Here is a 25,131-nt window from a genome sequence, read left to right as displayed (position 1 = left end):
TTATTAGCCGATTTCAATATAAAGCCATTCTGTAATAAAATGGCCGCCCTTTGAACCTGGCTTTGGCTCTTTAACTATGCGTTGTCCGTTTTGCTCAGCACAAGATACTCGGGTAATCGATACCCGCTTGGCCGACGATGGCGATCAAGTCAAACGCCGCCGGGAATGCGTGGCCTGCAAAGAGCGGTTTACCACCTTTGAAGTGGTTGAATTGACCTTGCCGCGCATCATCAAACGCAACGGCGCCCGGCAGAGCTTTGACGAAGCCAAACTGCGAGCCGGCATGCAGCGAGCGCTGGAAAAGCGCCCGGTACAAGTAGACGCTGTCGAGGCAGCACTCAGCCGGATCAAGAAAGCCCTAACGGCAAAAGGCGAGCGCGAGATTCCGGCTCGCGAATTGGGTGAACTGGTGATGCAAGAATTGCAAACACTCGATCATGTCGCTTTCGTGCGCTTCGCCTCGGTGTATCGCAGCTTCCAGGATGTCTCCGAATTCACCGCGATGATCGAAAATCTGCAAAAGCATGACGCCTAGCCAAGACGCGGCCTATATGGCGCGAGCCGTCAAATTGGCGGAGAACGGTAAATACACGACCGACCCCAATCCGCATGTAGGCTGTGTGTTGGTCAAGGACGAAAAGGTGATTGCCGAGGGTTGGACACAACGCGCCGGCTTTGCCCATGCCGAAGTCGATGCGCTGGCCAAAACAGACAACGCACGAGGCGCGACCGCTTATGTGACGTTGGAGCCTTGCAGCCATCATGGTAAAACCGGCCCGTGCAGCGAGGCATTAATCGCTGCCGGCATCCGTCGAGTCGTCGTGGCGATGCAGGATCCTAATCCCTTGGTGGCCGGACGCGGATTGCAGAAACTCCGCGAAGCCGGTATTGAGGTGCTGGTCGGCGTCTTGCAGCAAGAAGCGGAAACGCTAAACCAAGGCTTTTTTAGACGTATGCGGCAGGGTTTGCCGTGGATACGCAGCAAGCTGGCCATGAGCCTGGACGGCCGTACGGCGCTGGCATCCGGCGAGAGTAAATGGATTACGTCCGCCCACGCCAGGCAAGACGTGCAGATCTGGCGGGCAGCCAGCAGCGCGATTGTCACCGGCATCGATACGGTGCTGTACGACGATCCGCAATTGAATGCGCGCGTCGATTTCGACGTGGTGCAGCCGGTCAAAGTCGTGTTGGATTCGCAATTACGCATGCCTTTATCCGCCAGACTGTTGGACAATGCGGAAGACGTCTGGATCATGACCTGTAGCGACGACGCGCTAAAACAGCAGAAATTACGCGATGTGGGCTGCAAAGTCTTTCAAGTCGATGCGCGGAATGGGCGTGCAGACTTGGCGCAGATTTTTAAATTGCTGGCCGAGTTACAAATCAATACGGTTTGGGTGGAGGCAGGTGCCACGCTGAACGGTGCGCTGCTCGATAGCGGACTGGTCGATGAATGGTTGATTTACATGGCGCCCTGTGTGCTGGGAGATCAAGCGCGCGGCTTGTTTAGTCTGTCGGGCATGCTGACCATGCAGGATAAAAAAACACTGCGCCTGATCGAAGCCCGGCAAATTGGACCGGATTTGAAATTGCGTTATCAAGCAAAAACTGATTGAAACGATGAAACGTATTATTGTAATGGCATTGGTAATTGGCCTGCTGCCTGCCTGGGCGACGGCGGATGAGGACGATAAACCGGAAACCAGCACCTTGCAGATTCAAGGCGGCAAAGTGATCGGCGAAAAGCACGAAATCGAAGTCTACGATTATCATAGCGGCACCTATCAAACCTTTGATGTTTATCGTAAGCCGGCCAAGTCGCCAAATAAAGACCCGGACCCCCAAACCCCAAAGCCATCCACCGAGACCGTTCCGCGCTGATCGTAACGGACATTTTTACTTTTTTGAGTGATAAGCATGTTTACCGGGATTATTTTAGCCATCGGCAAAATCAAGGCCATCCAGCCTAAAGGCGGCGATTGCCGGTTGATTATCGATACCGGCAAGCTGTCGCTGCGCGAATGCGCGTTGGGCGACAGCATCGCGGTAAATGGTGTTTGCCTGACCGCCGTGGAGTTGGGCGAACATTATTTTTGCGCCGACGTTTCCAATGAGACCTTGTCGCGTACCACTTTAAAGACCGCAAGTACCGGTACGCCGGTGAATCTGGAGTTGGCGATGACACCTTCCAGTCGGTTGGGCGGGCATATTGTCAGTGGTCATGTCGATGGTATTGGTAAAGTGGTCGAGAAACAGGCCGATGGCCGCTCGATTCGCTTCAAATTCAAGGCGCCGGATTCGCTGGCCAAATACATCGCCGAAAAAGGCTCGATTTGCATTAACGGCATCAGCCTGACTGTCAACACAGTTGATGGCGCTTATTTTTCCGTGAATATCGTGCCGCATACCTTACAAGAAACCACCTTGGGTCAGACCGAAGCCGGCAGCGAGGTAAATCTGGAAGTCGATTTGCTGGCCCGCTACTTGGAACGTCTGATGCAAGGGGAAGTCGCTGCTTACAGTCAAGGCGGCGTCACCGAGGCCTTATTACAAAACGCAGGCTTTATTAAATGAATAGCATAGAAGAAATCATAGCCGACCTTCGTCAAGGCAAGATGGTCATCATCATGGACGACGAAGATCGGGAAAACGAAGGCGATTTGTTGATGGCGGCGGCCTTTGCCCGGCCGGAAGATATTAATTTTATGGCTAAATACGGCCGCGGCCTGATTTGTTTGACCTTGACCCGCGAACGCTGTCAACAGTTGCGTTTACCTTTGATGGTCAGCGACAACAATACGCCGTACACCACCAATTTCACGGTGTCGATTGAAGCGGCTACCGGCGTGACCACCGGTATTTCCGCCGCCGACCGCGCGTTGACCGTGCAGGCGGCGGTAGCAAAAAACGCCCAGCCGAGTGATCTGGTGCAACCGGGGCATATTTTCCCGTTGATGGCACAAGCCGGCGGCGTACTGAATCGGGCCGGTCACACGGAAGCCGGGTGCGATCTGGCCAGGTTGGCAGGCGTGGAACCCGCGGCGGTGATTGTGGAAATTCTGAACGACGATGGTTCGATGGCACGGCGGCCGGATTTGGAAGTCTTCGCCGAACAGCACAATCTTAAAATCGGCACGATTGCCGATTTGATTCACTACCGTATCAAACACGAAAACACCTTGGAGCGGATCAGCGAATGCGTTTATCCCACCGAATTCGGCGATTTCAGATTGTATGCCTACCAGGATTGTAACGACGACAATGTGCACCTAGCCTTAGTGATGGGCGATGTGGCTGGCGACGAACCGGTGCTGGTGCGGGTTCATGCTCGCAACCTGATCGACGATTTATTGTTTTCCAAACGCAGCGATTGCAGTTTGCCGGTGCGGGAAGCCTTGAAAAATATCGCCGAAGCCGGGCGCGGGGTTTTGGTGATCATTCGCCAAAAAGAAAACAACAAGGATTTGGTGGAACTGATACATGCCTATCAAATGCAGGATCATGGCGTCAAAAACAGTCAGGATTTAAGTGCCGATTCGGATTGGCGCACCACGGGAGCCGGCTCACGTATCTTGTCGGATTTGGGCGTGCGGCGCCTGAAGGTGATGGGGGCTCAGAAAAAATACATCGGTTTGTCCGGCTTCGATTTGGAAGTCGTCGAACATATCGATTCAACGCATTAAGGCAGGGTCGATTCATTCGACCCGTTTTACAGCATTTTAATCATTCAACAACAGGTAAACACATGGCAGCAGTCACTACTCTTGAAGGCAACTTTTCCGCGCAAGGCGGCAAGTTTTGCCTCGTTTCTTCACGCTTCAACAGCTTTATCGTCGAACAATTGGAAGGTGGTGCGATCGATGCCTTGGTGCGCCATGGCGCGGATAAAAACGACATCACTCTAGTCAAGGCGCCGGGTGCTTTCGAATTGCCGATGGTGGTGCAACGTATTGCTGCTACCAAAAAATACGATGCGATTATCGCTTTGGGCGCAGTGATTCGCGGCGGTACACCGCATTTTGAGTATGTGGCAGGCGAATGCGTGAAAGGTATCGCTCAGGTTGCCTTGCAATACGACGTACCGGTGGCTTTTGGGGTATTAACCGTAGACAGCATCGAGCAGGCTATCGAACGTGCCGGCACTAAAGCCGGTAACAAAGGCGCGGAAGCAGCGCTGTCGGCGATCGAAATGGTCAGTCTGTTCAACAACCTGGGTCGTTAATGAGTCAAGCAAAAACCAATGCCAGAAAGTGCGCGGTACAGGCGCTGTATCAATGGCAAATGTCTGGCGAGAGCCTGATCCGTATCGAAACGTATTTTCTGGAAGAAGAGCATCTGAAAGGCGCGCAAAAAACCTATTTCAGCGAATTGTTTCATGGCGTACCGAAACAATTGGCTGTGATCGACGCGGCCCTGGCCGAATTTGTCGATAGGCCGGTGGAAAAAATCGATCCGGTGGAGCGGGCGATTCTGCGCATCGGCGCTTACGAACTGATGAACCGCTTGGAAACGCCGTATAAAGTCATCATCAACGAAGGCGTCAATCTGGCTAAGGATTTCGGCGCCGACGGCAGTCATAAATATGTCAACGGCATTCTAGATAAAGTCGCACAGAAACAGCGTGCCGTCGAGATTGCCGCCAAGCAGGCGAAATCTCAAAACTGATGGCAGTCGCCGAGTTCGATCTGATCCGCCGCTATTTTGCGGTGCATGCTCCTAGGCATCCGTTTAATCAATTGGGCATAGGCGATGATTGCGCGTTACTGAACCTGCCGGCCGGCCTTCAATTGGCGGTCACCGCCGACACGATGGTCGAGAATGTGCATTTCTTTGCCGATGCCGATCCTGAATTGCTGGGGCATAAATTACTGGCGGTGAATCTTAGTGACTTGGCGGCCATGGGCGCCGAGCCTTTCGCGGTCACCTTGGCTTTGACTTTGCCTAAAGTCGATGAAAGCTGGCTGGAAGCGTTCTCACGAGGTTTTATCAATCTGGCGCGTCAGCACAATGTCGACCTGATTGGCGGCGATACGACGTCTGGACCGTTGACTTTGACGGTGCAGGCGATGGGCGCGGTGCCGCAGGGTAGGGCGCTATTGCGTTCCCGTGCCCAGGTTGGCGATTTGATATACGTTACCGGTCAGCTTGGTAACGCCGGCTTGGGTTTAAAAATTAAACAGGGTTATGTCTGCGCAGATCCGGAGTTGGCTTTGCGTTGCTTTAATCAGCCACAACCGCGAGTGTCGGAAGGTTTGGCGCTGCGCGGCATCGCTAATGCCTGTATCGATATTTCTGACGGATTAGCCGCCGATTTGGGGCACATTTTGCAGCAAAGCGGCGTCGGTGCGTGTTTGCAATGGGACAACTTGCCGCTATCCGCTTCAGTGGCAGAGTTCATCAATCACAGCGGCGATTGGCGTATGCCCTTGATTGCCGGGGACGATTACGAATTGTGTTTTACGGTGCCGGCAGATTGTTCTCACGCATTACCGGGGGCTACTTGCGTGGGGATTATCGAAGCCGAGCCGGGTTTGCGGATGCGTAAGGCTGGGCGCGTGGAGGCATTCGAGGTGAAGGGTTTTGAGCATTTTTCTTAGAGAGCACTACGGCAACGCACGTTTGACTGCGTTACAAATCGTCAAAGATCCCACCTTGCTTCTGGCGTTTGGTTTCGGTTCTGGGTTGGCTAAGAAAATGCCCGGTACGATGGGCACGCTCGCCGCGATTCCGCTATACCTTGCTTTACTGCAAACCAATGAGTGGATTTATCTGTCGGTGACGCTGATCAGCGTTTGCATCGGCATCTGGATTTGTGGTCAAGCCGCTAAAAAATTGGAAGTCCATGACTTCGGCGGTATTGTTTGGGATGAAGTCGCCGGATTTTTGATTACGATGACCGGCGTAACCTATTCCTGGCAGAGTCTATTGGCCGGTTTTCTGCTGTTCCGCTTGTTCGACATCGTCAAGCCATGGCCGATTAAATGGCTTGATAAGCATGTCCACGGTGGTTTCGGCATTATGCTGGACGACGTGGTGGCAGGGGTTTTTGCCGGCTTGATTATGCACTTCTGGTTTGATTTTCCGGCGAACTGAGTGAGTGTTGTTTTCATTCAACAAGCCAGTGGTTTTGGGGCATTGTTCTCATTTGACCCATGATAATTCATGCGACTAAAATCCATGCCGGTTTGGGGGATTAGTTGCGTGCAGCGAATGCCGCAAATATTAAGCTTCAAACCTAATAACTATACAAACACTTAGGAGGACTTTTTTATGAATACAAGATGGCTATTCGCTGCTTCACTTGTGATGCTGACCAGCGCTGGTGCGGCAATCGCCGATAAAGATAACAATAAAGGAGTGGGGCAAGCCTGTAGGGGCTTGCCTAATCACGCCACATTGAAAGCAGCACTTGACGATGCAGTGAGTGCGGAGGAAAGCGGGCTTAATTTGCATATGTGGGCCACTTTAGTCAACCGTGACGGCGTGGTTTGTGCCGTAGCGTTTTCCGGCACCAATCGGGGTGCACAGTGGCCGGCCAGTCGAGTTATCTCGGCGCAAAAAGCCAATACCGCCAATTCGCTGAGTCTCGATTCTTCCTCAGATTCCGCGGGTTCCGGCAAACCCAATGGTTTGGCGTTATCGACAGCGAATTTATATTCAGCCGTGCAACCTGGTGGTAGTTTGTTTGGACTTCAAGAGAGCAATCCCGTTGAAACGGGCGCTGCTTACGGCGGAAACCCAGGCTTAAATGGTACTCCTCAAGATCCTATGGTAGGGTCGAAAATTGGTGGTGTTAATGTATTCGGTGGTGGCCTGGGCTTGTACTCAGTCGGAAAAACGCTGGTCGGTGGCGTCGGTTTAAGCGGCGACACCTCTTGTGCCGATCATAATATCGCTTGGAGAGTCAGACATAATCTGGGGCTTGACCACATTGTCGGCGTCGGGGGAGTGAGTGGCGATCCACAGCGTCCTGATAATATCATTTTCGACATTACCGCCAATCCGAACGGTGGTACCGGAATTAGCGCAGGAGGTTTCGGCCATCCCACCTGTTTAAATACCGATCTAAATACAGCGGATTTGCCTGCCGGCCAACCTTAATCATCCGCTTTAAAAGCAACGGCAAGCAGATAAGGAACTTATCTGGTGACATTATTTAACAAATAGCATGTTTATTGCTTGCTAAATAATTTAAGGTCTGTATAATAAGTCAAATCAATCGCGGGGTGGAGCAGCTTGGTAGCTCGTCGGGCTCATAACCCGAAGGTCGTAGGTTCAAATCCTGCCCCCGCTACCAGACAAATCAAAGGCTTAGGTTTAACGACCTAGGCCTTTTTTGTTGCCTGTAAGTTTCTGGTAAGCAGATAGTAAGCGAATTTATGGAATACAAATCAGCGCCATTTGCTTTTCCTCACGCCTAACATCGAGAGTTACATGAGCGAATTTAAAGGCGGCTGCATGTGCGGAGTGGTTCAATACGCAGTGAAATCCGAGCCGCGTCTGTCTTTTTATGCCAATGCAGGCAGTGTCAACGAATCACCGGCACAGGTCATTCGGCCGAATTTGTTGCATCGGCAAAAGACACAATACGAATGGGTGCGCCGAAATTTAGCGATCCTGATCAACAAGCCCAGCGCGTTTTTTCGGTCAATCTGACGGACGGCGCGAATGCCTGATAAAAATCGACCGGAAACCAATCCTTACATCAGGAAGTTTCTGAAAAAATCCGCTTGGCAGCCTTTTGAGTTGGCGGTCTTTGCCGGAAAAATTGACTATGCAAGTTGTCGTTTCTTAGATGGACATATCATCCGTTGCATCATGTGGATAACTAACGGACTCACTAATCCCAATATCGCAATTAAGTTTACCGACTGGGCGAGCGTGAATGCATTCGCAAAACGTATCTGTCATATGTAGGTGGTTCCATTGTTCGCAATCCATTATCTCGTTGGCTGACATGACATTCGTTTTATCGCGTCGTATGCGTTACTTGCTCTTCAGTTTGACCATCGGCAGTCTCGCCGCGCTCACGGGCACCGTTTATCAAGCCAAAAGAACCTCAGCCGACCAGGCCGCATTCCCGCCGCCAGGACGCATGATTTCAGCGAAAGGCGTGAATCTCCATCTCTATTGCCTGGGCTCCGGTTCGCCAACGCTGGTTCTCGAAGCGGGCCTAGGCGAAAACATGTTGAGCTGGTATCCGGTTCACGCCAAGCTTGCCCAGACCATGCGCGTTTGCGCCTACGACCGCCCAGGCTTGGGCTGGAGCGATCCCATAGCCGCTGCTATCCAGCCGGAAGAAGTGGCTGAAAACCTGCAGGCCTTATTGCACAACGCCGGCATTGCCCCGCCGTTTGTACTGGTTGGCCATTCGCGGGGCGGAATCTACGTGCGTGCTTTCTATCAGCGGTTTCCCGAACAGACACAGGGTATCGTCTTGGTCGATTCGACGCACGAACAAGGCCCCATGCACGATTATCCTTATGCCGCTTGGGATTATCGGAATCAAGCCCTGCAAATCGCAATTGCCGAACCGTTGTCGCGGCTCGGTATCGTCAGGCTACTGGGCATCGCCGATGCCGACCGCAGGCCATCTCCGCTACCGGCTGAAATCCTGGCCGCGAAAACCGCGATACAAAATCGCACCGATACCGCTGATGCGGTGGTCAATGAAATCGCCGTCATGCGCCAAGGACTTGATCCGACGACACCGCCACCACGCAGCTTAGGCAATCTCCCGTTATTGGTGCTAACCGCCGGCAATCTGGTGGATTTGGCTATAGTCGAGCGCGAAGCAAAGAGGGCGGGCAAAGATGTTGAAACGGAAAAGGTGCTCGCCAAGATTAAAATGGCCGAGCAAGACGATCTGGCCCATTTGTCCGGCCATTCTCGGCATATTACCGTCAGTCATAGCGGCCATTTCATCATGCAGGACCAAGCCGATGCATTCGTCGCCGCAGTGCGTGAATTTGTTTTAGATATGCCTCTGGTCAATTGAGCACGTTGAGTCAGGCGAGATGATTCGGCGCTTGTTACAGTAGCGCTCGATTGAGGAGGTATGAAAGTGGACGATAAAACGGCCAGCGCGGCCTATGCCATGCGCTTCGATAGGATTTTCGATTACATAGACAAGCATCTGTTCGAGCCGGTGTCGGTCAATGAACTGAGCAAACAGGCCAATTTTTCCCGATTTCACTTTCAACGGCAATTCTCCGCTTACACCGGGCTGAGCACGACGCGCTACATCCAGTTATTGCGTTTGCGTAAGGCTTCTTACCAACTAGTGTTTCAGGAGCAGCGCAGCATTACCGATATTGGCTTGGAGGCCGGTTTCTTAAATGCGGAATCGTTTTCCCGCGCATTCAAAAAATGCTTCGGACAAACGCCTACTCAATTTCGAAAGCACCCAGCATGGCAGCCTTGGAACGAGCGCATGCTATTACCCCAACGCATAAGGAGTCCGCAGATGAACGTCAACATCGTCGATTTTTCAGAAACCATGATCGCAGCATTGGAGCACCGAGGGTCGCCCAACCTGGTAATGGAGTCAGTCAGAGGCTTCATAGACTGGCGCAAGCAGAGCGGCTTGTCGCCGATCGCCAGCAGTCGGACGTTTGGTATCGCGTATGACGACCCGGCTGTCACGCCCGCTGAATCATTCCGATTCGATGTATGCGGCGAGGTCAAGCAACCCGTGCCGGAAAACTCGCAAGGGGTGATTAACAAATTGATTCCGGGAGGACGTTGCGCCGTGGTGCGCCATATCGGTTCGACCGACCGGATTAGCGACAGTGTTTATTACCTTTACCGGGAGTGGCTGCCGGAAAGCGGAGAGGAATTGCGGGAATTTCCACTGTTTTTTCATTACATCAAACGGGTGCCTGAAACGCCCGAACACGAACAGATTACGGATGTATATCTGCCTTTGGTGTAAACGAAAGCGGTCGAATAGTTGATCCATGGTAAAACTCAGCCGCGCAGGGCGCATTAGCTTTAGAGTAGTGCGCCGAAACGTTAATGACCAACATGCGGCGCAATGCGGCAACGCCTATTGAAGCCCTACGATTGCGCCTTATGGTCTTGGAGCCGGTGTGAACTTGGCTGGATAGTTCTGTAGTTGTAGGTCCAAAACCGCCTAAAATGTGTCAGACGAAAACTGGCAAATATCCAGCCAAAAGCAGGTGTAGATTGAGGTGAGTTACGGTCGCCCTCGCACCTCATCGCGAGATGTGGTGCATTTTGTTTTACTGCTTCCTATCGCCCTATAGCCTTTGGTGTATAAAATGTAGCTCAATATGACGGACGATGCTTTTTCTAAAACTTTATAGACTATGACCGACGAATCTAAATTAAATACAGTTGTTGTAGATGGAGAAGCCGCCATTCTTATGCGTGCCCTTCGTAATCACACGTCGCTGAACTATGAGGAATTAAAGAGTTTAGTCGAACACAAGTTGGAATCAGATGAATACTTTGATCTAGTTTTGGATTATGTTAAAGAAAAAATTTGGATTGAAAATCTAAATAACAGACTAAGTTTGACTGAACAAGGAGCATCTTGGTTAGATATTCAAGGTAATGAGTTGGATGTAGAAGCAGAAGATACTAGCAGTGCAGACAAACCTAAGCACCCTTATGATGTTGCAAAACTAAAAATGGAGACTAAGTACCTCAGTATATTCCAAGCTCTACGTAAAATTGAAAAAAATGAAATAATATTAAATCCTGATTTTCAAAGGGCATTTGTTTGGGATGTTACAAAGCAAAGTAGATTGGTTGAATCAATTTTGATTAGAATCCCATTGCCAGCATTTTATATTGATGCGACTGATCAAGTTTCCTGGAATGTCGTTGATGGGCTACAGCGCTTAACGACAATGTATAAATATTGTCGAAAACAGGATTTTGCCCTAATAGGACTTCAGTTTTTAACTGAGCTCGAAGGACTAAAATTTGAAGAGTTACCCCCTCAGTATAGAATTTTAATAGAAGATGACACTCCCCTGTTATTTTATAACTTAATGCCCGGCACCCCTGTACAAGCCAAATATACTATTTTCTCCAGGGTGAATACCGGAGGAATGCAATTAACACCCCAAGAAATTCGGCATGCGTTAAGCCAAGGTAAATCAACAAAATTACTTCAACGTTTGGCGGTAGGCAATGATTTTCGATCGGCAACAGATGGTGTTGTTGAGAGTGTTCGCATGAGTGATCGTGAGCTGATTTTGCGTTCGCTGGCCTTTATGAGCTTGGGCGTTGATGCCTATAAAAACTTTAACGAATTAGATAAATTTTTATTGCATGCAATGGATAAATTTAATGGGTTATCAGATTCTGAATTAAAAAAGATTGAGCGTGATTTTGTTGAATCCTTGAAGAAGGTAAGGGCTGTATTTGGTCGTTATGCGTTTCGAAAATTTACACAGCGAAATGGACGGCGTTCGCCTTTAAACAAGGCGTTATTTGAAGTGTGGACAGTGAGTGTTCGCAATTATACTCAAGATCAATTGATATTAAACAAAGATCGGATCATTGACGGCTTCATAGAATTAATTTCTTCTTGGGATAATAGTTTTTCAAGATCAATTAGTTCGGGAACAAGTAGTTCTTGGGCAGTTATTACACGCTTTGGTGCAATTGACAAATTACTTAAGGAAAGCTGCCAATGATTGAGCGAATTTCAATAGATGGTTATAAATGCTTAAAAGATGTGGATATTGAAACAGGTCTTTTGAATGTTTTAGTTGGCCCTAACGCATCAGGTAAATCTAGCGTATTACAAGCCATGTTGTTGTTAAGGCAGTCCGCAGATAAAGATGGTAAGGTCGATAATTTGCATTTATCTGGTTTGCTTTATGAGGCCGGCACGGCCCTAGATGTTTTACATCCAGCCGCAGAGTATCGAATCAAGCTTCAGTTTCAAAATAATGGCGAAAATACCGATTTATTATTTTTTCATAGTGATGAAGATAGGGGGTCTCAAACCCCAATTCGTTTATTACGAGCAAATAACTCAAAGCAATTGCCGATTGAAATTTATGATCGTGAGAATAGCTTTGCTTATTTGAATGCTGAACGAATTGGCCCTCGAGTGAGTTACTTTTTGCCACCCGATGAGTTGCATTTAGGTGGCTTGGTTGGCAAGCATGGTGAATATACAGCAGCTATTTTGGATAGGGCGTCAAACGACATAATGATTGACGACGGTGATGAAATGTTTCTAACTAATCTCGCTGATGCTGTAAACAAACTGGACGGGCGTGACCTTTTGCGAGAATTAATTGATACGGAAGGGCGGCTCGATTTGGTCTGTAATCTGATGCTATCCTGGATATTGCCTGGCAGTACATTTGAAGCTAAGGAACACGATCAAACAGACTCGGCAACACTGCGATTTATTCGTAATCCAAAAACAAAAACATCTGTTCGAGCAACGCATATAGGCTTCGGTTTAACTTATACATTACCTATTATTACTGCGGCTTTAGCTTTGCGAAGGAACGGCTTGTTGCTGGTAGAAAATCCAGAAGCGCATTTGCATCCATTTAGTCAATCAAGGATCGGCGTCTTTCTTGCCGTGATGGCGGCCACAGGAAGGCAAATTTTTCTGGAAACGCATAGTGATCACGTTATCAACGGTATACGTCTGGCTGTTAAATATGGTTTTATCCAACCAGAAGAAGTTTATATTAATTTCTTCAAACCACCGATTGACGGTGATTCTGCAACCGTTATTCCAATTCGCATTCAAGAAAATGGTCGTTTAGATAGATGGCCCGAAGGATTTTTCGATCAAATTGAAGATGATCTTTCTAAACTTTAGGCAAAGTGGCGTATGAACAATTTTTACATCAATCCTTTGTCAGTCAATGAGCAGTGTCATACATCGAATGACGTTTTGGATTTAATGATCGCTTTGGTGGAATGTTTTAAATATTTACAGCCTGCTATAAAAAAGGAAAGAATAAAATTACTTTATGATTCCAGCATTGAAAGCAGACAGTTTATTTGTCATGAGTTTTTTGAGGCATCAATTAGCAAGTTGCCAAAAGAGGAACATGATGTAAAGACATTATGGTTTCGATATACAAGAAATAATGCAGAAGATGTTTTACAGAATCCAGTTCAGACGACTGTCAGTTCAGCGCATTGCCCTGAGCTTGTTGAAGGTGATATTAGTGGAAATTCACTTCTTCAAGACGCCCATTGGATTAGCTTTGGAAAACATCTATTAAATGAAGCTAAAGTATATAACGTATCACAAAATGGAAATACCCCATTCACCGTAAAAAATGCTTATCATCAGGCATCATTGAAGCAGCTATTACCAAGCTACGAACCCTCAAACAAACATCGCAAAGAGTCCTATTTTGACTCTACTAGAGGAGAACAGGTTGCAGCTATGCCACTTGACACTAAGCAAGCTCAAGAACTTTTGTTGATCTCAGTAGAAGACCGTAATGACCGAATTGCTTATCATCAAGGGAGCAAAAAATTTTATCGCTTCAAATTAACGCACACCGATAAAAATATTTATCATGGATTTCAAATTGAAAGGGATGAGATTTCGGAGGAAATGGCAAATAACTGCATGGCATAAAGTTTGATCTATCTTTCAATCACGGACCGATTTATATCCGATCAAAATATTAAAATGAATGTCGGATTTGTGCTGATTGCAACAATTTCCATTTCCAAAAATCGTTATACCCAATTGCCCTATTCCTCTCGGAATCGGTGGCGGACAATCAATCGAAGCATAAAGAGAAACATACACATTTTCTAAAAACTCGGCGGCATCGCCATCATCGTGGGATCGTCATTGTTCAGCGCCTATGCGGTCTTGTTCCCGATCGTGTTGCCGCTAGGGACGGGAAGTTTCGACTATGCCGGGGTGGTGCGCAGCCCCGGTTGGGTGCCTTTAGCCCTGATCGCCTTCGTTGGCTTGTTAGCCTTGCTGGTGGCGTTTTATGCGGTTTATGCCAGGATGCGCGACACGGCCGGCGTACAGGGCGCCGTGGGTTTTTTATTCGTCTAGGCGGCTTATTTACTGCAGGCTTGCAAGGTCACTTGGGAGCTGTTTCTTTACCCCGTCATCGCCCGCTATCCCGAAACCGCCTTTCTGTTGCGCGACGCCATCATCAAAAACGATCCGGCGGTGTTGGCGTTTAGAATCTCGGCTTCCGCGACGATATTAATCGGCATCGTGCTGTTTTGCCTGGCTATCTACCGTTCGGCGATCTATCCCAAGCCGGCGGCATTATTGATCTTCGCCGGCGCCGTGGTTTATGCACTGCGGCCTATGATTTCGGTGTACGTGTCTACTGTTGGGATTTTCACCTTTGCCGTGGGCTGTATGCTGCTCGGGGTTCGTTTGTTACGCTGACTGCGGACGGCTTGCCGTTCAATCAAACCCCGCATCTTGATTAGCAAAACTGCTAGGGCGGTTGTACCGCCGATGCTAACCTGCCGCCATCATAGCTTGCAGGAGTTTTTACGATGAACGATATTCCCGATCCGGTTTACGCGCGTCTGCTCAAGGCGGCGCTGGACTGTTTCCTCGCCGACGAATACCACAAGGTCACCACCCGCGCCATTGCCGACCAGGCGGGCGTCAATATCTCGATGATCCGCTATTACTTCGGCAACAAGGAAGGCCTTTACGAAGAAATGATCCGCGAGACGCTCAAGCCCCTCTTGGACATGCTCGACAGCGATACGCTGTCCGAGGTTGGCGGCTTCGCCGGCTATCTGCGCCTCTATTACGACACCATGCGCCGGCATCCCGAATTTCCCAAGCTCATCCTCAAAGTGCTGGCCCTCAACCACGGGCCGGGCCGGCGTTTCATCCTGCAATTGTTGGAACGCGGCCGCAGCGGCGGTGCGCGGCGGCTGGAACAGCTGAAGGCAAGCGGCCAGATCGATATAACGATCAACCCCGACGTGGCGCGAATGGCTTTCGTCAGCCTTGCCATGATGCCGATGCTGCTGAAGGATATTTTCGAGGAACAGATGGGTGGGCAGATGGACGAAGCCTTCCTCGACGAACTCGCAACGCTCAACGGCAAACTATTGGCGACTGGCATGGCTGCGGTGCAAGCGGGAGTGTGACATGACATTGCAAAACAATGCCGGCGCGGTGCGCCGTTTCGCCAAACTCGCCAGATTCGGCGCCTGGTTGCAAAATCTGCCCAACAAACTCGTGCCGCCGCCGTTCCGCCTGATCCAGATCGGTTCGGCTTTTTGGCAATCGCGGGCGCTATATGTCGCCGCGCGGCTGGACATCGCCGGCGCGCTGGCTGATGATGAAGCGAGCATCGAAACCCTGGCCGAGCGCGTCGCCGCCGACGCCGATGCGCTCTACCGCTTGCTGCGGATGTTGGTGGCGATGGGCGTGTTCGAGGAAGTGGCCTCCAAACGTTTCAAAAAAAACCGGCTTTCGTCTTATCTGCGCCCGGATCATCCCCAAAGCGTAAGGGCGATGGTGCTGATGCACAATTCGCCGGAAATGAGCAGGCCGTGGTTCGAACAATTGGAACAGGGCGTGCGTGGCGGCGGTGTGCCGTTCGAATCGGCACACGGGCAGGCGTTTTACGCTTATATGGACGGAAATCCGGAATTCGATGCGCTGTTCGCGCAGGCGATGGATAACGTGGAAGCCTTGGCCGGGGACAGCTTTGTTACCGATTTGGATTGGTCGCGCTTCGAGCGCATCATCGACGTCGGCGGTTCCAAAGGCGCAAAATCGCTTGCCATCCTCAAACGCCATCCGCAGCTTACGGCGTTGGTAGCCGACCGCGAACAGGTTATCCGAGGTGCGGCGCAGTTCTGGCAGGAAAAAGGCGAGGGCGCTGTACTGCAACGCATGAGCTTCGAAATATGCGACTTGCTGCAAGCCGTGCCCAAGGCGCATAGCGACAGGGATATTTACCTGCTGAGCGCGGTGCTGCATGCCTTCGATGACGACACCTGCGTCACCGTGCTGCGCAATGTCGCGCAAGCTAGTGCAGATAGCCGCGCTACCATCGCCGTGATGGAGATGGTGATGCCGGACAAGCGGGCCGACACGGGCACGGCCTCGTTCGACATGCAAATGTTCGTCAACACCCACGGCCGGGAGCGAACGCTGGCCGAATGGCGGCGACTGTTCGATGCCAGTGGATTGGTACTTCAAGAGGTGGTGAGCTTGCGAACGTTCGGGAAAATATTGGTGCTGCGGGCGGTTCACAGCACCGGCAAGGCCTGATTCCGGAATTCGAATGGCGTGAGTTCGCCTACGGATGAATTTCGGCAGGCTTGGTCATTTCACGGCCGGACGGCCAACAGCATGTCCGGCGGATGGTTGCCGTGGACCTTACCGGCAAGTCTGAAGGCAATCGACGCAGGGAAGGAAAACCTGAATCGCAGTTCAAGCGTTTCTGCTTGATAGGGCTTGTTGCCTAAAAACCTTTTTCCTGATTTTCTTCTTGGGTTTCGGTTGCCGTTGGCTCGGGAGCATAGTCTTTGGAATCGACTTCAGTTTGTTCGCATTTACCCTTCAATAATTCGATAGCGCCGGGCCAGCAGGATGCTTCGACGTAAAATTTGGCATACCAAAGAAAGGCGACGCCGGAGCAGTCCTCATGGACAATCTTTGGCTGTACGCTGACATCGTCTTCATAAACTCTTTGCACTTTGCAAAAGTGAACAGGTTCGGACCAGGCGGTATTCGTTGTTAGAGCTAAAAGAGCTAGGGCAGATATTTTTTTAAGAAACGTCATCTTTTTATCCAAAAATGCTAAAGAGTAGTTTCAATATTCGGCTTTACCATGTTCAAAGTCAAAATTTACATCTGATTTTTTCCGCAAAATACCAAAAACTCAGGGAAGGGAGCTTCTAAAAACCAAAGGAAACGCTATGCTCCGAGACAGGCAGAAGGTTAGAGACTTCCGGGAGACAAGGCGATAATTCAGCAGCGATGGCTTTTCGTCGCAACAAACAGGAAATACAAATGTATTCGTCAGATGATGAAATCGGCATTATCACTGCCTTTGTGGAGCAATTGGAAGAGCAGTCTATTCCGCGCGCGTTGGCCGTTAAAAAAAGAGTGGAAGAGGGCGATACGCTGAACGAGATTGAAATCATGCATTTTGAACAAATGCTTTCAGAGGCCAGCACTATGATGCCGCTATTGAAGCACCACCCTGAATATCAAAAGTTGATCGCTGAATTGGCCAATTTGTACAACGATATTTCGGAACGCGCTTTGAGTAACCAGTTAAACGGAAAAACCTAAAAAGCCGATGCTCTGAATATAGATAAGCCGCGATTTAGGCGCACAAAAAAGCCGGGCGTACCCGGCTTTATGGAACTGCAACGCTAAACGGCTGCTATTCGAAAGAAACTTCTTCCAGACTGGCTAAGCAGCCTAGTCCTCTGGCAAATTCTTGCAATTCGCTCGCCATATGAAAATTAATGATGGAGTTCGTCTTTAGATCCACAACGGCGTATTCGACAATCGTATCGTTGTTCTGCAACCTCGGCTTGTACTTCAATAACTTCTTCGACTCCTTGGCCAGCTTACGATTTAGCCGAGTGGTTAGCGCGCGAATTGAAACCAATTTTTTCATATCCGATCTCCATACGTTAAAACGGAAATCGCAGTATAAGTGATTTTGACGGTTTTATGACATTGCCCAACAAAAAGCCTGAGACCCTGAACACAATGTGTGGATTGTGCAGTTTTCACGATGGCATTAAACAGGCGGGAAAATTAACTGGCTAGCCTGAGCAAAGTCGATAATATAGCGCGATGTTGTTTGTATTAAATCCGGCGGAACCGCTTCCGCATTAACCATGAGGGCTGTCATGTCTGAGCAAACCAACGCTTTTCAATCACTATCTTCTGAAAACGAGGGAAGCGCGCCCATACAGATTTGGCTGACGACTGCCGACCAGCAAGCCTTGTTACAACCACAGACCAGTGGTTTTGGTTTTAACAACCCTCTCGGCGATGTGCCGGTAATAGCGGTCGATACCGGTGATGTTTATCAAACCGTGGAAGCTTTTGGCTTCTCCTTGACTGGCGGTAGCGCCATGCTGATTGCGGCACTGCCCAACGTCGAACGGCAAGCTTTGTTGCAGGAACTATTTTTGCCAGATGGTGAAGGGATCGGCGTCAGCTGTTTGCGGCTTAGTATCGGCGCTTCCGATTTAAGCGAGCGTTGCTTTAGCTATGCCGACACGCCTGATGGCCAGACCGACTTGGAACTTAAGCATTTTGATTTGAATGCCGGCGATATTGATGTTATTCCGCTACTCCAAGATATTCTGGCGCTCAATCCAACTATTCGAATTATCGCCACCGCCTGGTCGGCACCGCGCTGGATGAAGACTAACCAAGCGTTTATCGGCGGCAAACTTAAGCCCGAATGCTATGCCGTCTACGCGGCGTATTTGGTGAAATATCTGCAAGCGATGCGCGAACGCGGCATCGTGATTCACGGTATCACGCCGCAGAATGAGCCGCTGAATCAAAAAAACGAGCCGAGCATGGTGATGGAAGCGCCGGAGCAGGCTGCATTTATCAAACATCATTTGGGACCAGCCTTGCGCGAGGCGGGATTAGCTGATGTGGAAGTGTTTTGCTGGGACCATAATTGCGATGTCAAAGAATACCCGTTGACGGTGTTCGCCGACGCCGAAGCTCGGCAGTATCTCAGCGGTTCGGCTTGGCATCTGTATGGTGGTGATATTTCGGTATTATCGGAAGTGCATCAAGCTTACCCGGACATGAAACTGTATTTCACCGAACAATGGGTGGGTTCGGACGGCGAGTTTGGTGGCGATTTAATGTGGCACGCCCGCCACGTGTTGATCGGCTCATTGCGGCACTGGAGCAGGGCGGTGTTGGAATGGAATTTGGCCTCCGACCCGTTTTGCGGGCCGCACACGCCGGGTGGGGAAGCCCGCTGCGTGGGCGCGTTGACGATAGACGGCGATCAGGTCACACGCAATGTTGCCTATTACCTGATTGCCCACGCGGCGAAGTTTGTCCGGCCCGGTTCCGTGCGGATTGATTCCGGCGTGCAAAACGACTATTTGCCGAACGTTGCCTTCCTCACGCCAGCAGGTTCTATCGTATTGATCGTGTTAAACGACGCAGCCGAGCCGCAAGCCTTTGCTATCCACTATCAAGGCAAAAACGCGCTTGTTGAGATACCGGGCAGAGCAGTGGCTACCTATGTGTGGGCAGCCTAGCGGCATTTAGCCCAGTAGTACATCGACCCGGCGAAATTGCCCTAAACGTAACGCTTCTGCTACCGGGCCTGAGACACTGGCTGCGGTTAGGGTCTGTGTCGTGCCGTCTCGACCATACAGCCGGTACTCAATCGGTTTAACCGCCTCCTGACCAAAAGTATTCAGGCGCTGCGGATTGCGGTAAACCAGTAGCGTCGAACCGAAGAGCGTGCAGGTCGCACTAGCGGTCGGCAAGGTTTCAGGCTCGACAAACGGCGTGGCAATTTGTGCTTCAGCGGTAAAAAACGCGGCAGCCAACTTTGGTGCCGGTTTAAACGCCAACAGGCCATCCTCAAGTACAAACGGTGTAGCTCCCACAAATAAATGCGTCCACAGGTGTAAAAACTCCACGGTAGCGCCGGATAATCGGGCCACGCAGCCGCGTCCGTGCTGCCGGGCATCGATCGTAAAACCGCTGCTGACCAGAAAGCTGGAGGCTTCGATGGGATTGCGTTTGTATGTTTCCGGATCGTGAAACGGTAGCAAGAGCGTTTCGACGTGGGCGTAAAACTCTTCGACTAAGCCGGCACGCACCATCTCCAGCACAAACTTGTAATGCATGTGTAAAAAGATCGAGCCATTCTCTAGCCAGCCGTAGTTAAAAACCCCGATGCGCCCTAAGTCCAGCGCTTTGTCACCCAAGGGTTCGTTGACCCGGTACATACCCAGTTTGGCATCGTATAAATCCGAATTGTGCACGGCTTGATAGAGGGTCTGCGCCTGCATCGGGTCGGCGATCCGTAAGGCATGCACAAAACCTTCCAGGAACAAAGGCAGCGGCTTTTGCTGAAAGCGCGTCACGGCAATGCCCCCGGTGTCCAGTTCGTGATAGCGCTCTGCCTCGTACGCAAAATAGGTGACTATGCCCTGAGGCGTGCGGGCTTTGTCGATTGCGGCGTCCAGATAATGGGTTACCAAGCTCAGGAAGGCTTGGATTTCACTCAATTCAAGTGCTTGTTCGGCACCGGCAAAACCCATGAATACCTGTTGCCGATACGCTTCTTTCAGCGCGCCGCTTGCCTGCCAGAACAGTTCCGGCGTCAAGTCAGTGCGAGTTAACACCTTATGCAACGCCGTTACAAAGTCGGCCAATTCAAAGGGTACGGCGCACGCGCCCTCCAATTGGTTCAGCGCGCTGAGGGTAAAATCCACCAGCCGCTTTAGCTCGATGGTTTCGTTGACCGACGAACCTAAAATGCCGGGCAAGCCGTTCAAGGCGTCGCACCAGCCGGGCCGGTCCGCTTCCATCTCGATACCTACGCCGGCCGGATCCAGTGTGGCTAATTTGTTGGTAATCAGTGTCAGAATCTTGCCCAACAGCGTGGTGTAAACGATGTCGCCGTGACCGGCTTGCGAACGCACTTGATAGCGGCGCTGCTGTCGCGCATCGATCAATGCCTTTTTCTCCGGGCAATAGCACACGGCATTGTATTGGCGTACACCGTTTGCGGTGACCACATACTTTTGCGCGCGTGGCACCACTTGATGGGGCGGGTCGAAAAAGCTGTAGGTTTTGTCCTGAAATAAACCGGCCAAGCGATCCGGAAAAATCGCCGCGTAACTGATCAATAAATCCACCAAATAGGTCCAGTGATCCGACCAATAGCCGCGGTCGAATTCAGCATCTTCCACTTCTTGGGCGTGGGACAAAACAGTAGTCAGGATGTTTTCCGCATCGTCCGCGGTGCCCAGAGTTTCCACCAGTTCCGCGTACTTAAATTCCTTGTGTAATAAGGGTTCCAATGCAGGGAAACGGGTGTAATACGGCGCAAAATTTGCCGGTGCATCCACGACAAACCGCGAGTTGCGCAAAGCGCAAGGGTTATAGCCATCCGGCTGAATTAGGTTGAAAAAGTAACGAATGTTCTTGGCATCCAAGCCCGAATCGAAGAACAAGTCCATGCGCCGGTTTTGCAGCACGTCGCGAAAATCGCCATTGCCTTCGGAATAGGGCGTGTCCTGCAATAAAAAATCGTTGTAATCGCGTTCCAGATCGCCGTGCTTGCGGCCAAACAGATATAAATGCGCGCCGCCCGGCACCGGCATGGAAAAGCCGCCGCGCAAGCCGTTGTCCAGATAACATTGCCGGGCGTGAGCATCGAATAGCGGCTGGGCGGTGGCGGTGAACGCGCGTTGGCTGATGTCGTTCACCAAGCGCCGGTTGGCTGCGCGTTTGCTCTCAAAATAGTTCGGTTGAGCGGCTTCAATCAGAAATTGATCGAAAATCTCGAGGGAACCGGCATGCCCGTAAACCCCGTAAAACACCCGGCTTTCACCGGGCTGCAAAGACAGCTTAAGATGTTGAAACGCCGCCGGCGTTTGATTGCCGCAGACTTGCTCGGCAAAGTCCAAGGGCTGGTCTGAAAAAAATCGCTCCGCTTGCGAAAAATCGCCGGCCAAACCGAAAATCCGCTCCGGATCGACAATAGCTTGATTGAACTGCCCATCCAAAACGCCTACAAAGAAATTGCAGGCAACCACTTCTTCCACCTGCGGGCTGTCGGTGGGCCAGACTTTCAGCCGGTAAAACGGCCGATTTTCCGCCACGTCCTCCACCCGCATAAAGGCCTCGGAGGTACGGCTCATGAATTTGAGGATCCATTGGTTCATCGCATACGGCAGCACTTGCGGCAAGCCATCGACGATCTCGAGGTGTAGGGCTTTATCCGTGGTGTTGGCAATTTCCACCCGCCGCAGCAACCCGGCAACCGGCGCTTCGGCGAGCGTGAACACGTCGGCGCGCAAGCGTAAACCCAGTGGGGGATTGACTTCCTCCACGCCTACTTCATGCGGAGTCACGTAAAGACGTTGCTTCACCTCCAGCCCGGCGCCACGTTGAAACGGCTCGTAAGTACGAGTTTGCTGACCATCGCCAACTTTAAGAAAAGTGCGAAAACCGCGCGACGGCGTCAGTTGATACGCTTTATCAGCCGGGAAAAACTCTAAAAACGCACCGTCTTTATTCCGCACCCCAAAACTGGCAATCGCCTGGCCGCGATTGACATAAAACACCCACTCTGGACGTCCATGCATGCCGGCAATCCCCGGCAGAAAGCTGGCGAAGGGGGCGCAGTCGTTATACCGTTCGATGACAAAGCATTGGTCACCGGCGAAGAAATAGCGGGGCTGATTCATGGGGATACCGTTGTTTTCGGGATTGAAAGTACTACAACTCTAGCAAGCGTTTTACTAAGTGCCAGCATGGTTCCTACGTGGTGACAGTTCGCTTTAAAAAAGAAGGCTGATGTGTGCAGACTGCATGGTTTAACAGCCTGCTGAGCGCTTAAACAATTAAACTGCGTCATATACCATAAACCAATTCGGTCAAATCCCCGCCTAAGCAGTCTTTTCTCGTCGTATTTATCCAGGAAAATCGCTGAACTACAGTTAGTTCCCAGTTAATACTTCGGAAAAACTTCCTGTAAGCCTTTGAAATAAAATAATAAGCTCGCAAGCGACGCACAGGGGCAGTCAAAGCCCTATATTCGGCCCTAAATTTGCTTTGTTTATAGGTTTTTATAAGAAATCGCGCGTCTGAATTGGCCCTTACCCTGATTGTGGCAACCTCCATGAGCACACAACACACTGTCCGCCCCTGTTTATTCTTGATTGGATTCACACTCATTTTGCACGCTGAAGGACATAAATCATGACAGCCACAATAATGCCCGACAAAGGGTTGGCTGAGTTCTACCAAGAGCATCATTCCTGGCTGCTCGGTTGGCTAAACCGCCGCGTTCAATGCCGCTTGCAGGCCGAAGACCACGCGCACGATACCTTCATGCGCGTCCTTACCGCACAGGATATGCAAGCCATTCGCGAGCCGCGCGCCTATCTGACGACGATTGCCAAAGGCTTGTTGATCAATGATTGGCGCCGCGCTGCTATCGAACAAGCCTACTGGGATTCCGTGGCGGCGTACCCGGAGCCATTGGCGCCATCGCCCGAAGAGCATGCCATCATCCTCGCCACCCTACAGGAAATCGATGCCTTGCTGGACGAACTACCCGCCAAAGTCCGTAGCGCATTTCTGCTGTCGCAACTGGATGGCTTAACTTATGTACAGATAGGGCAACGCTTGGGGGTTTCCGATAGGATGGTGAAAAAATACATGGCCCGAGCGATGTTGCATTGCCTCACCGCCACACTATAAACAATCATGGCTAAACGACATCATCCGGACATTCACCCCCGCATCCTGGCAGAGGCAGCGGAATGGTTTGCGGTATTGGAATCAGGCGCTACCAGTCAAACTGAACAGCAACAATGGCAGGCTTGGCTGGCGTCGCATCCCGCGCATCGGGCGGCTTGGTCTCGGGTGGAATTTTTTACCCATAAATTCGATGGCCTGCCCACGCAAACCGCAGCGGCGGCCTTAGGCTCGCCGGATATGCAGCGCCGTCAGGCTCTTAAAAACTTGGCGATTTTGGCTGCGGTAGGCTTGTCCGGCTTTGAGTTGTGGCGGTCCGATTATCTGAGAGGGTGGCGAGCTGATTACCGAACCGGCATAGGCGTCACGCGCAGCCTTAGCTTGGCGGATGGCAGCCGCATCGAGATGGATGCGGCCAGTGCTATCGACGTTGACTTTTCGACTGACTTGCGCAGAATCCGCCTGCTAAGCGGCGAAATTTATATTGAAACCGCACCGGACAGCAACGGCCAGCATCGCCCGTTCGTCGTAGATAGTGCGGAAGGTCGGGTTAGGGCAATTGGTACCCGCTTCAGCGTTCACCAACAACATGAAGAAAGCCAAACCAGTGTCTACGCCGGTGCCGTGGAGATCACCCCAAGCGGCCCCGGTGCCAGTCACCAGACCTTAAGCGCCGGACAGCAAGCCCAGTTTAACGCCCAAGCCATCGCCCCCATTCAAGCCACCGAACTCAATCAACCGGCCTGGACCCAAGGCTTTTTGTTGGCCGACAATCAGCCACTCGGCGAATTTGTGGTGCAACTCAAACGCTATCGCCATGGCTACATCACCTGTGCGCCGGAGATTGCCGAACTGCGCATCGTTGGTGCCTACCCCATTCACGACACCGACCGGATTCTGGCCCAGCTGGAAAAAACCTTGCCGGTTAAAGTATCGCAAGTGTCGCCGTTGTGGGTGAGGATTGAGCGGCGTTGAGTTTTGCGCTGGCGGCCCATGGCTGTCTCAGATAACCTGCAAGCCCAAAAACTGTTCGAATGGCAGAAAATCCTTATCCGAATGCAACAATGGCATCTGCTTTTCAATGCAGGAAGTCGCAATCAGGGTGTCGATGGTTTTGCGAATGGTGATACCTTGCTTGCGTAGACTTCTAAAGTTTTCCGCACTCTTTAAACTAATCTCCCTACCAAGCATGGTGTGCATGGGCAAAGCACATAACATCGCTTTTGCGGTTTGGTAATCCTGATCGTTGTGAAAACCCTGCAACACTTCCACCAAAATCAAATCGCCCGTGCACACAGGCTTTACACCTAGCAAACCGTCCAGTTTTTGGGTAGCGATGGTTTCCGTGCCGTTGAAATAATCGATCCACACGCTGGAATCGACCAAAATCACCGCTCAGCCCGCATTTGATCTAAATCGCCTTCCCACTTTAATTGACCTTTCATTTTTTTGATGGCTTCCTGCTGCTTTAGCATCAATAAAGTTTTTAAGCCCTGTTCGACCGCTTCGCGCTTGGTTTTAATGCCTGTCACGCTTAAAACATCGGCCATTAGTGCTTCATCAATCATGATATTGGTCCGCATCGGAATCTCCGTGTGTATGATATTTGAAAATCATACATCACAACTAGCGATTTGTCTCCGCCCATACTATTTACCAGGCAAACCGCGCATATGCACAATGATGCACGGAGAAGCCTA

Annotated in this window: 30 protein-coding genes and 1 tRNA gene; 26 read left to right on the top strand and 5 right to left on the bottom strand. The window is 50.8% G+C overall.

The genetic code is table 11. From position 1 onward, the window contains the following. Window positions 1-76: 76 nt before the first annotated feature. From nrdR to ACWAU0_RS18370, 22 genes are all read left to right on the top strand, one after another. Complete coding sequence (gene nrdR / locus ACWAU0_RS18475) at window positions 77-535, top strand: transcriptional regulator NrdR (protein WP_064037024.1); 459 nt, start codon at window positions 77-79, stop codon at window positions 533-535. After that, complete coding sequence (ribD, locus tag ACWAU0_RS18470; protein WP_458137540.1) at window positions 525-1,616, top strand: bifunctional diaminohydroxyphosphoribosylaminopyrimidine deaminase/5-amino-6-(5-phosphoribosylamino)uracil reductase RibD; 1,092 nt, start codon at window positions 525-527, stop codon at window positions 1,614-1,616. Before nrdR ends, ribD begins: the two co-directional genes overlap by 11 nt. Window positions 1,617-1,620: 4 nt before the next feature. Further along, complete coding sequence (locus ACWAU0_RS18465) at window positions 1,621-1,881, top strand: hypothetical protein (protein ID WP_458137539.1); 261 nt, start codon at window positions 1,621-1,623, stop codon at window positions 1,879-1,881. A 36-nt stretch (window positions 1,882-1,917) separates the two neighbouring features. Continuing rightward, a complete protein-coding gene (locus tag ACWAU0_RS18460; protein ID WP_458137538.1) occupies window positions 1,918-2,574 on the top strand; it encodes a riboflavin synthase in 657 nt (218 codons plus the stop codon). Then, window positions 2,571-3,683 (top strand): bifunctional 3,4-dihydroxy-2-butanone-4-phosphate synthase/GTP cyclohydrolase II, encoded by a 1,113-nt coding sequence (gene ribBA, locus ACWAU0_RS18455; protein ID WP_033158642.1) that lies wholly within the window; start codon window positions 2,571-2,573, stop codon window positions 3,681-3,683. The genes ACWAU0_RS18460 and ribBA overlap by 4 nt, the downstream gene beginning before the upstream one ends. A gap of 62 nt (window positions 3,684-3,745) precedes the next feature. After that, window positions 3,746-4,222, top strand: coding sequence for a 6,7-dimethyl-8-ribityllumazine synthase (gene ribH, locus ACWAU0_RS18450; protein WP_033158641.1), 477 nt, complete (start codon window positions 3,746-3,748; stop codon window positions 4,220-4,222). Beyond that, complete coding sequence (nusB, locus tag ACWAU0_RS18445; RefSeq protein ID WP_033158640.1) at window positions 4,222-4,665, top strand: transcription antitermination factor NusB; 444 nt, start codon at window positions 4,222-4,224, stop codon at window positions 4,663-4,665. The genes ribH and nusB overlap by 1 nt, the downstream gene beginning before the upstream one ends. After that, window positions 4,665-5,597 (top strand): thiamine-phosphate kinase, encoded by a 933-nt coding sequence (thiL, locus tag ACWAU0_RS18440; protein WP_033158639.1) that lies wholly within the window; start codon window positions 4,665-4,667, stop codon window positions 5,595-5,597. Before nusB ends, thiL begins: the two co-directional genes overlap by 1 nt. Further along, entirely contained in the window at window positions 5,581-6,093 is a 513-nt protein-coding gene (locus tag ACWAU0_RS18435) for a phosphatidylglycerophosphatase A family protein (protein WP_033158638.1), read from the top strand. The genes thiL and ACWAU0_RS18435 overlap by 17 nt, the downstream gene beginning before the upstream one ends. Before the next feature lie 177 nt (window positions 6,094-6,270). Continuing rightward, on the top strand, window positions 6,271-7,101 hold the full coding sequence (locus ACWAU0_RS18430) for a heme-binding protein (RefSeq protein WP_033158637.1): 831 nt from the start codon (window positions 6,271-6,273) through the stop codon (window positions 7,099-7,101). 119 nt (window positions 7,102-7,220) lie between these two features. Continuing rightward, window positions 7,221-7,297, top strand: a tRNA-Met gene (locus tag ACWAU0_RS18425). Between the two features lie 163 nt (window positions 7,298-7,460). Next, a complete protein-coding gene (locus ACWAU0_RS18420; RefSeq protein ID WP_458137537.1) occupies window positions 7,461-7,676 on the top strand; it encodes a GFA family protein in 216 nt (71 codons plus the stop codon). Further along, the gene (locus tag ACWAU0_RS18415; RefSeq protein ID WP_458137536.1) at window positions 7,669-7,917 is read left to right on the top strand and encodes a flavodoxin domain-containing protein; all 249 of its coding nucleotides are present in this window, start codon (window positions 7,669-7,671) and stop codon (window positions 7,915-7,917) included. Before ACWAU0_RS18420 ends, ACWAU0_RS18415 begins: the two co-directional genes overlap by 8 nt. A 64-nt stretch (window positions 7,918-7,981) precedes the next feature. Continuing rightward, window positions 7,982-8,998, top strand: coding sequence for an alpha/beta fold hydrolase (locus ACWAU0_RS18410; protein WP_523070819.1), 1,017 nt, complete (start codon window positions 7,982-7,984; stop codon window positions 8,996-8,998). A gap of 66 nt (window positions 8,999-9,064) precedes the next feature. Beyond that, a complete protein-coding gene (locus tag ACWAU0_RS18405) occupies window positions 9,065-9,934 on the top strand; it encodes an AraC family transcriptional regulator (RefSeq protein ID WP_445369204.1) in 870 nt (289 codons plus the stop codon). A 397-nt stretch (window positions 9,935-10,331) separates the two neighbouring features. Next, a complete protein-coding gene (locus ACWAU0_RS18400) occupies window positions 10,332-11,672 on the top strand; it encodes a GmrSD restriction endonuclease domain-containing protein (RefSeq protein WP_445369205.1) in 1,341 nt (446 codons plus the stop codon). Further along, window positions 11,669-12,826 (top strand): AAA family ATPase, encoded by a 1,158-nt coding sequence (locus ACWAU0_RS18395; protein ID WP_445369206.1) that lies wholly within the window; start codon window positions 11,669-11,671, stop codon window positions 12,824-12,826. The genes ACWAU0_RS18400 and ACWAU0_RS18395 overlap by 4 nt, the downstream gene beginning before the upstream one ends. Window positions 12,827-12,838: 12 nt before the next feature. Then, on the top strand, window positions 12,839-13,603 hold the full coding sequence (locus ACWAU0_RS18390) for a hypothetical protein (protein ID WP_445369207.1): 765 nt from the start codon (window positions 12,839-12,841) through the stop codon (window positions 13,601-13,603). Window positions 13,604-13,813: 210 nt separating this feature from the next. Continuing rightward, window positions 13,814-14,041: a hypothetical protein gene (locus ACWAU0_RS18385; protein WP_458137534.1), complete on the top strand. Its 228-nt coding sequence runs from the start codon at window positions 13,814-13,816 to the stop codon at window positions 14,039-14,041. A gap of 87 nt (window positions 14,042-14,128) precedes the next feature. After that, window positions 14,129-14,389 carry a hypothetical protein gene (locus ACWAU0_RS18380; RefSeq protein ID WP_458137533.1) on the top strand — a complete coding sequence of 87 codons (261 nt, stop codon included), beginning with the start codon at window positions 14,129-14,131 and terminating at the stop codon, window positions 14,387-14,389. Window positions 14,390-14,502: 113 nt separating this feature from the next. Beyond that, window positions 14,503-15,114, top strand: coding sequence for a TetR/AcrR family transcriptional regulator (locus ACWAU0_RS18375; protein ID WP_458137532.1), 612 nt, complete (start codon window positions 14,503-14,505; stop codon window positions 15,112-15,114). Window position 15,115: 1 nt separating this feature from the next. Continuing rightward, window positions 15,116-16,249: a methyltransferase gene (locus tag ACWAU0_RS18370; RefSeq protein ID WP_458137531.1), complete on the top strand. Its 1,134-nt coding sequence runs from the start codon at window positions 15,116-15,118 to the stop codon at window positions 16,247-16,249. 193 nt (window positions 16,250-16,442) lie between these two features. On the opposite strand, the gene ACWAU0_RS18365 is transcribed toward ACWAU0_RS18370, so the two are convergent. Further along, entirely contained in the window at window positions 16,443-16,763 is a 321-nt protein-coding gene (locus ACWAU0_RS18365; RefSeq protein ID WP_445369211.1) for a hypothetical protein, read from the bottom strand. A 230-nt stretch (window positions 16,764-16,993) separates the two neighbouring features. On the opposite strand from ACWAU0_RS18365, the gene ACWAU0_RS18360 reads away from it, so the two are divergent. Next, the gene (locus ACWAU0_RS18360; protein ID WP_133120677.1) at window positions 16,994-17,278 is read left to right on the top strand and encodes a hypothetical protein; all 285 of its coding nucleotides are present in this window, start codon (window positions 16,994-16,996) and stop codon (window positions 17,276-17,278) included. A gap of 94 nt (window positions 17,279-17,372) precedes the next feature. Here ACWAU0_RS18360 and ACWAU0_RS18355 read toward each other — a convergent pair whose 3' ends face one another. Next, window positions 17,373-17,612: a hypothetical protein gene (locus tag ACWAU0_RS18355; RefSeq protein WP_033156179.1), complete on the bottom strand. Its 240-nt coding sequence runs from the start codon at window positions 17,610-17,612 to the stop codon at window positions 17,373-17,375. A gap of 238 nt (window positions 17,613-17,850) precedes the next feature. On the opposite strand from ACWAU0_RS18355, the gene ACWAU0_RS18350 reads away from it, so the two are divergent. Next, window positions 17,851-19,242 carry a glycoside hydrolase family 30 protein gene (locus tag ACWAU0_RS18350; protein WP_458137530.1) on the top strand — a complete coding sequence of 464 codons (1,392 nt, stop codon included), beginning with the start codon at window positions 17,851-17,853 and terminating at the stop codon, window positions 19,240-19,242. A 6-nt stretch (window positions 19,243-19,248) separates the two neighbouring features. Here the strand turns inward: ACWAU0_RS18350 and ACWAU0_RS18345 are convergent, their stop codons facing one another. Continuing rightward, window positions 19,249-22,416 (bottom strand): hypothetical protein, encoded by a 3,168-nt coding sequence (locus ACWAU0_RS18345; RefSeq protein WP_458137529.1) that lies wholly within the window; start codon window positions 22,414-22,416, stop codon window positions 19,249-19,251. Between the two features lie 514 nt (window positions 22,417-22,930). On the opposite strand from ACWAU0_RS18345, the gene ACWAU0_RS18340 reads away from it, so the two are divergent. Next, entirely contained in the window at window positions 22,931-23,434 is a 504-nt protein-coding gene (locus tag ACWAU0_RS18340; RefSeq protein WP_101053120.1) for a sigma-70 family RNA polymerase sigma factor, read from the top strand. A 6-nt stretch (window positions 23,435-23,440) separates the two neighbouring features. After that, window positions 23,441-24,406 carry a FecR domain-containing protein gene (locus ACWAU0_RS18335; protein ID WP_458137528.1) on the top strand — a complete coding sequence of 322 codons (966 nt, stop codon included), beginning with the start codon at window positions 23,441-23,443 and terminating at the stop codon, window positions 24,404-24,406. A gap of 27 nt (window positions 24,407-24,433) precedes the next feature. Here ACWAU0_RS18335 and vapC read toward each other — a convergent pair whose 3' ends face one another. Together vapC and ACWAU0_RS18325 are read right to left on the bottom strand one after the other, a co-directional pair. Beyond that, a complete protein-coding gene (gene vapC / locus ACWAU0_RS18330) occupies window positions 24,434-24,823 on the bottom strand; it encodes a type II toxin-antitoxin system VapC family toxin (RefSeq protein ID WP_458137527.1) in 390 nt (129 codons plus the stop codon). Further along, entirely contained in the window at window positions 24,820-25,014 is a 195-nt protein-coding gene (locus ACWAU0_RS18325) for a type II toxin-antitoxin system VapB family antitoxin (protein WP_033156185.1), read from the bottom strand. Before ACWAU0_RS18325 ends, vapC begins: the two co-directional genes overlap by 4 nt. Window positions 25,015-25,131 lie beyond the last annotated feature (117 nt).

Source organism: Methylomonas sp. Uni0009 (assembly GCF_054188105.3).
This window is presented reverse-complemented; position numbering and strand designations above follow the sequence as displayed.

What these genes read in the sequence shown, in the direction of transcription:
- ACWAU0_RS18350 (WP_458137530.1), top strand. Translation starts at nt 17,851, where the DNA reads ATGTCTGAGCAAACCAACGCTTTTCAATCACTATCTTCTGAAAACGAG.
- ACWAU0_RS18415 (WP_458137536.1), top strand. Translation starts at nt 7,669, where the DNA reads ATGCCTGATAAAAATCGACCGGAAACCAATCCTTACATCAGGAAGTTT.
- ACWAU0_RS18360 (WP_133120677.1), top strand. Translation starts at nt 16,994, where the DNA reads ATGTATTCGTCAGATGATGAAATCGGCATTATCACTGCCTTTGTGGAG.
- ACWAU0_RS18370 (WP_458137531.1), top strand. Translation starts at nt 15,116, where the DNA reads ATGACATTGCAAAACAATGCCGGCGCGGTGCGCCGTTTCGCCAAACTC.
- ACWAU0_RS18395 (WP_445369206.1), top strand. Translation starts at nt 11,669, where the DNA reads ATGATTGAGCGAATTTCAATAGATGGTTATAAATGCTTAAAAGATGTG.
- ACWAU0_RS18375 (WP_458137532.1), top strand. Translation starts at nt 14,503, where the DNA reads ATGAACGATATTCCCGATCCGGTTTACGCGCGTCTGCTCAAGGCGGCG.
- ACWAU0_RS18340 (WP_101053120.1), top strand. Translation starts at nt 22,931, where the DNA reads ATGACAGCCACAATAATGCCCGACAAAGGGTTGGCTGAGTTCTACCAA.
- ACWAU0_RS18460 (WP_458137538.1), top strand. Translation starts at nt 1,918, where the DNA reads ATGTTTACCGGGATTATTTTAGCCATCGGCAAAATCAAGGCCATCCAG.
- ACWAU0_RS18410 (WP_523070819.1), top strand. Translation starts at nt 7,982, where the DNA reads ATGCGTTACTTGCTCTTCAGTTTGACCATCGGCAGTCTCGCCGCGCTC.
- ACWAU0_RS18325 (WP_033156185.1), bottom strand. Translation starts at nt 25,014, where the DNA reads ATGCGGACCAATATCATGATTGATGAAGCACTAATGGCCGATGTTTTA.
- ACWAU0_RS18345 (WP_458137529.1), bottom strand. Translation starts at nt 22,416, where the DNA reads ATGAATCAGCCCCGCTATTTCTTCGCCGGTGACCAATGCTTTGTCATC.
- nrdR (WP_064037024.1), top strand. Translation starts at nt 77, where the DNA reads ATGCGTTGTCCGTTTTGCTCAGCACAAGATACTCGGGTAATCGATACC.
- thiL (WP_033158639.1), top strand. Translation starts at nt 4,665, where the DNA reads ATGGCAGTCGCCGAGTTCGATCTGATCCGCCGCTATTTTGCGGTGCAT.
- ACWAU0_RS18365 (WP_445369211.1), bottom strand. Translation starts at nt 16,763, where the DNA reads ATGACGTTTCTTAAAAAAATATCTGCCCTAGCTCTTTTAGCTCTAACA.
- ACWAU0_RS18335 (WP_458137528.1), top strand. Translation starts at nt 23,441, where the DNA reads ATGGCTAAACGACATCATCCGGACATTCACCCCCGCATCCTGGCAGAG.
- ACWAU0_RS18390 (WP_445369207.1), top strand. Translation starts at nt 12,839, where the DNA reads ATGAACAATTTTTACATCAATCCTTTGTCAGTCAATGAGCAGTGTCAT.
- ribH (WP_033158641.1), top strand. Translation starts at nt 3,746, where the DNA reads ATGGCAGCAGTCACTACTCTTGAAGGCAACTTTTCCGCGCAAGGCGGC.
- ACWAU0_RS18465 (WP_458137539.1), top strand. Translation starts at nt 1,621, where the DNA reads ATGAAACGTATTATTGTAATGGCATTGGTAATTGGCCTGCTGCCTGCC.
- ribD (WP_458137540.1), top strand. Translation starts at nt 525, where the DNA reads ATGACGCCTAGCCAAGACGCGGCCTATATGGCGCGAGCCGTCAAATTG.
- ACWAU0_RS18430 (WP_033158637.1), top strand. Translation starts at nt 6,271, where the DNA reads ATGAATACAAGATGGCTATTCGCTGCTTCACTTGTGATGCTGACCAGC.
- ACWAU0_RS18400 (WP_445369205.1), top strand. Translation starts at nt 10,332, where the DNA reads ATGACCGACGAATCTAAATTAAATACAGTTGTTGTAGATGGAGAAGCC.
- ACWAU0_RS18355 (WP_033156179.1), bottom strand. Translation starts at nt 17,612, where the DNA reads ATGAAAAAATTGGTTTCAATTCGCGCGCTAACCACTCGGCTAAATCGT.
- ribBA (WP_033158642.1), top strand. Translation starts at nt 2,571, where the DNA reads ATGAATAGCATAGAAGAAATCATAGCCGACCTTCGTCAAGGCAAGATG.
- nusB (WP_033158640.1), top strand. Translation starts at nt 4,222, where the DNA reads ATGAGTCAAGCAAAAACCAATGCCAGAAAGTGCGCGGTACAGGCGCTG.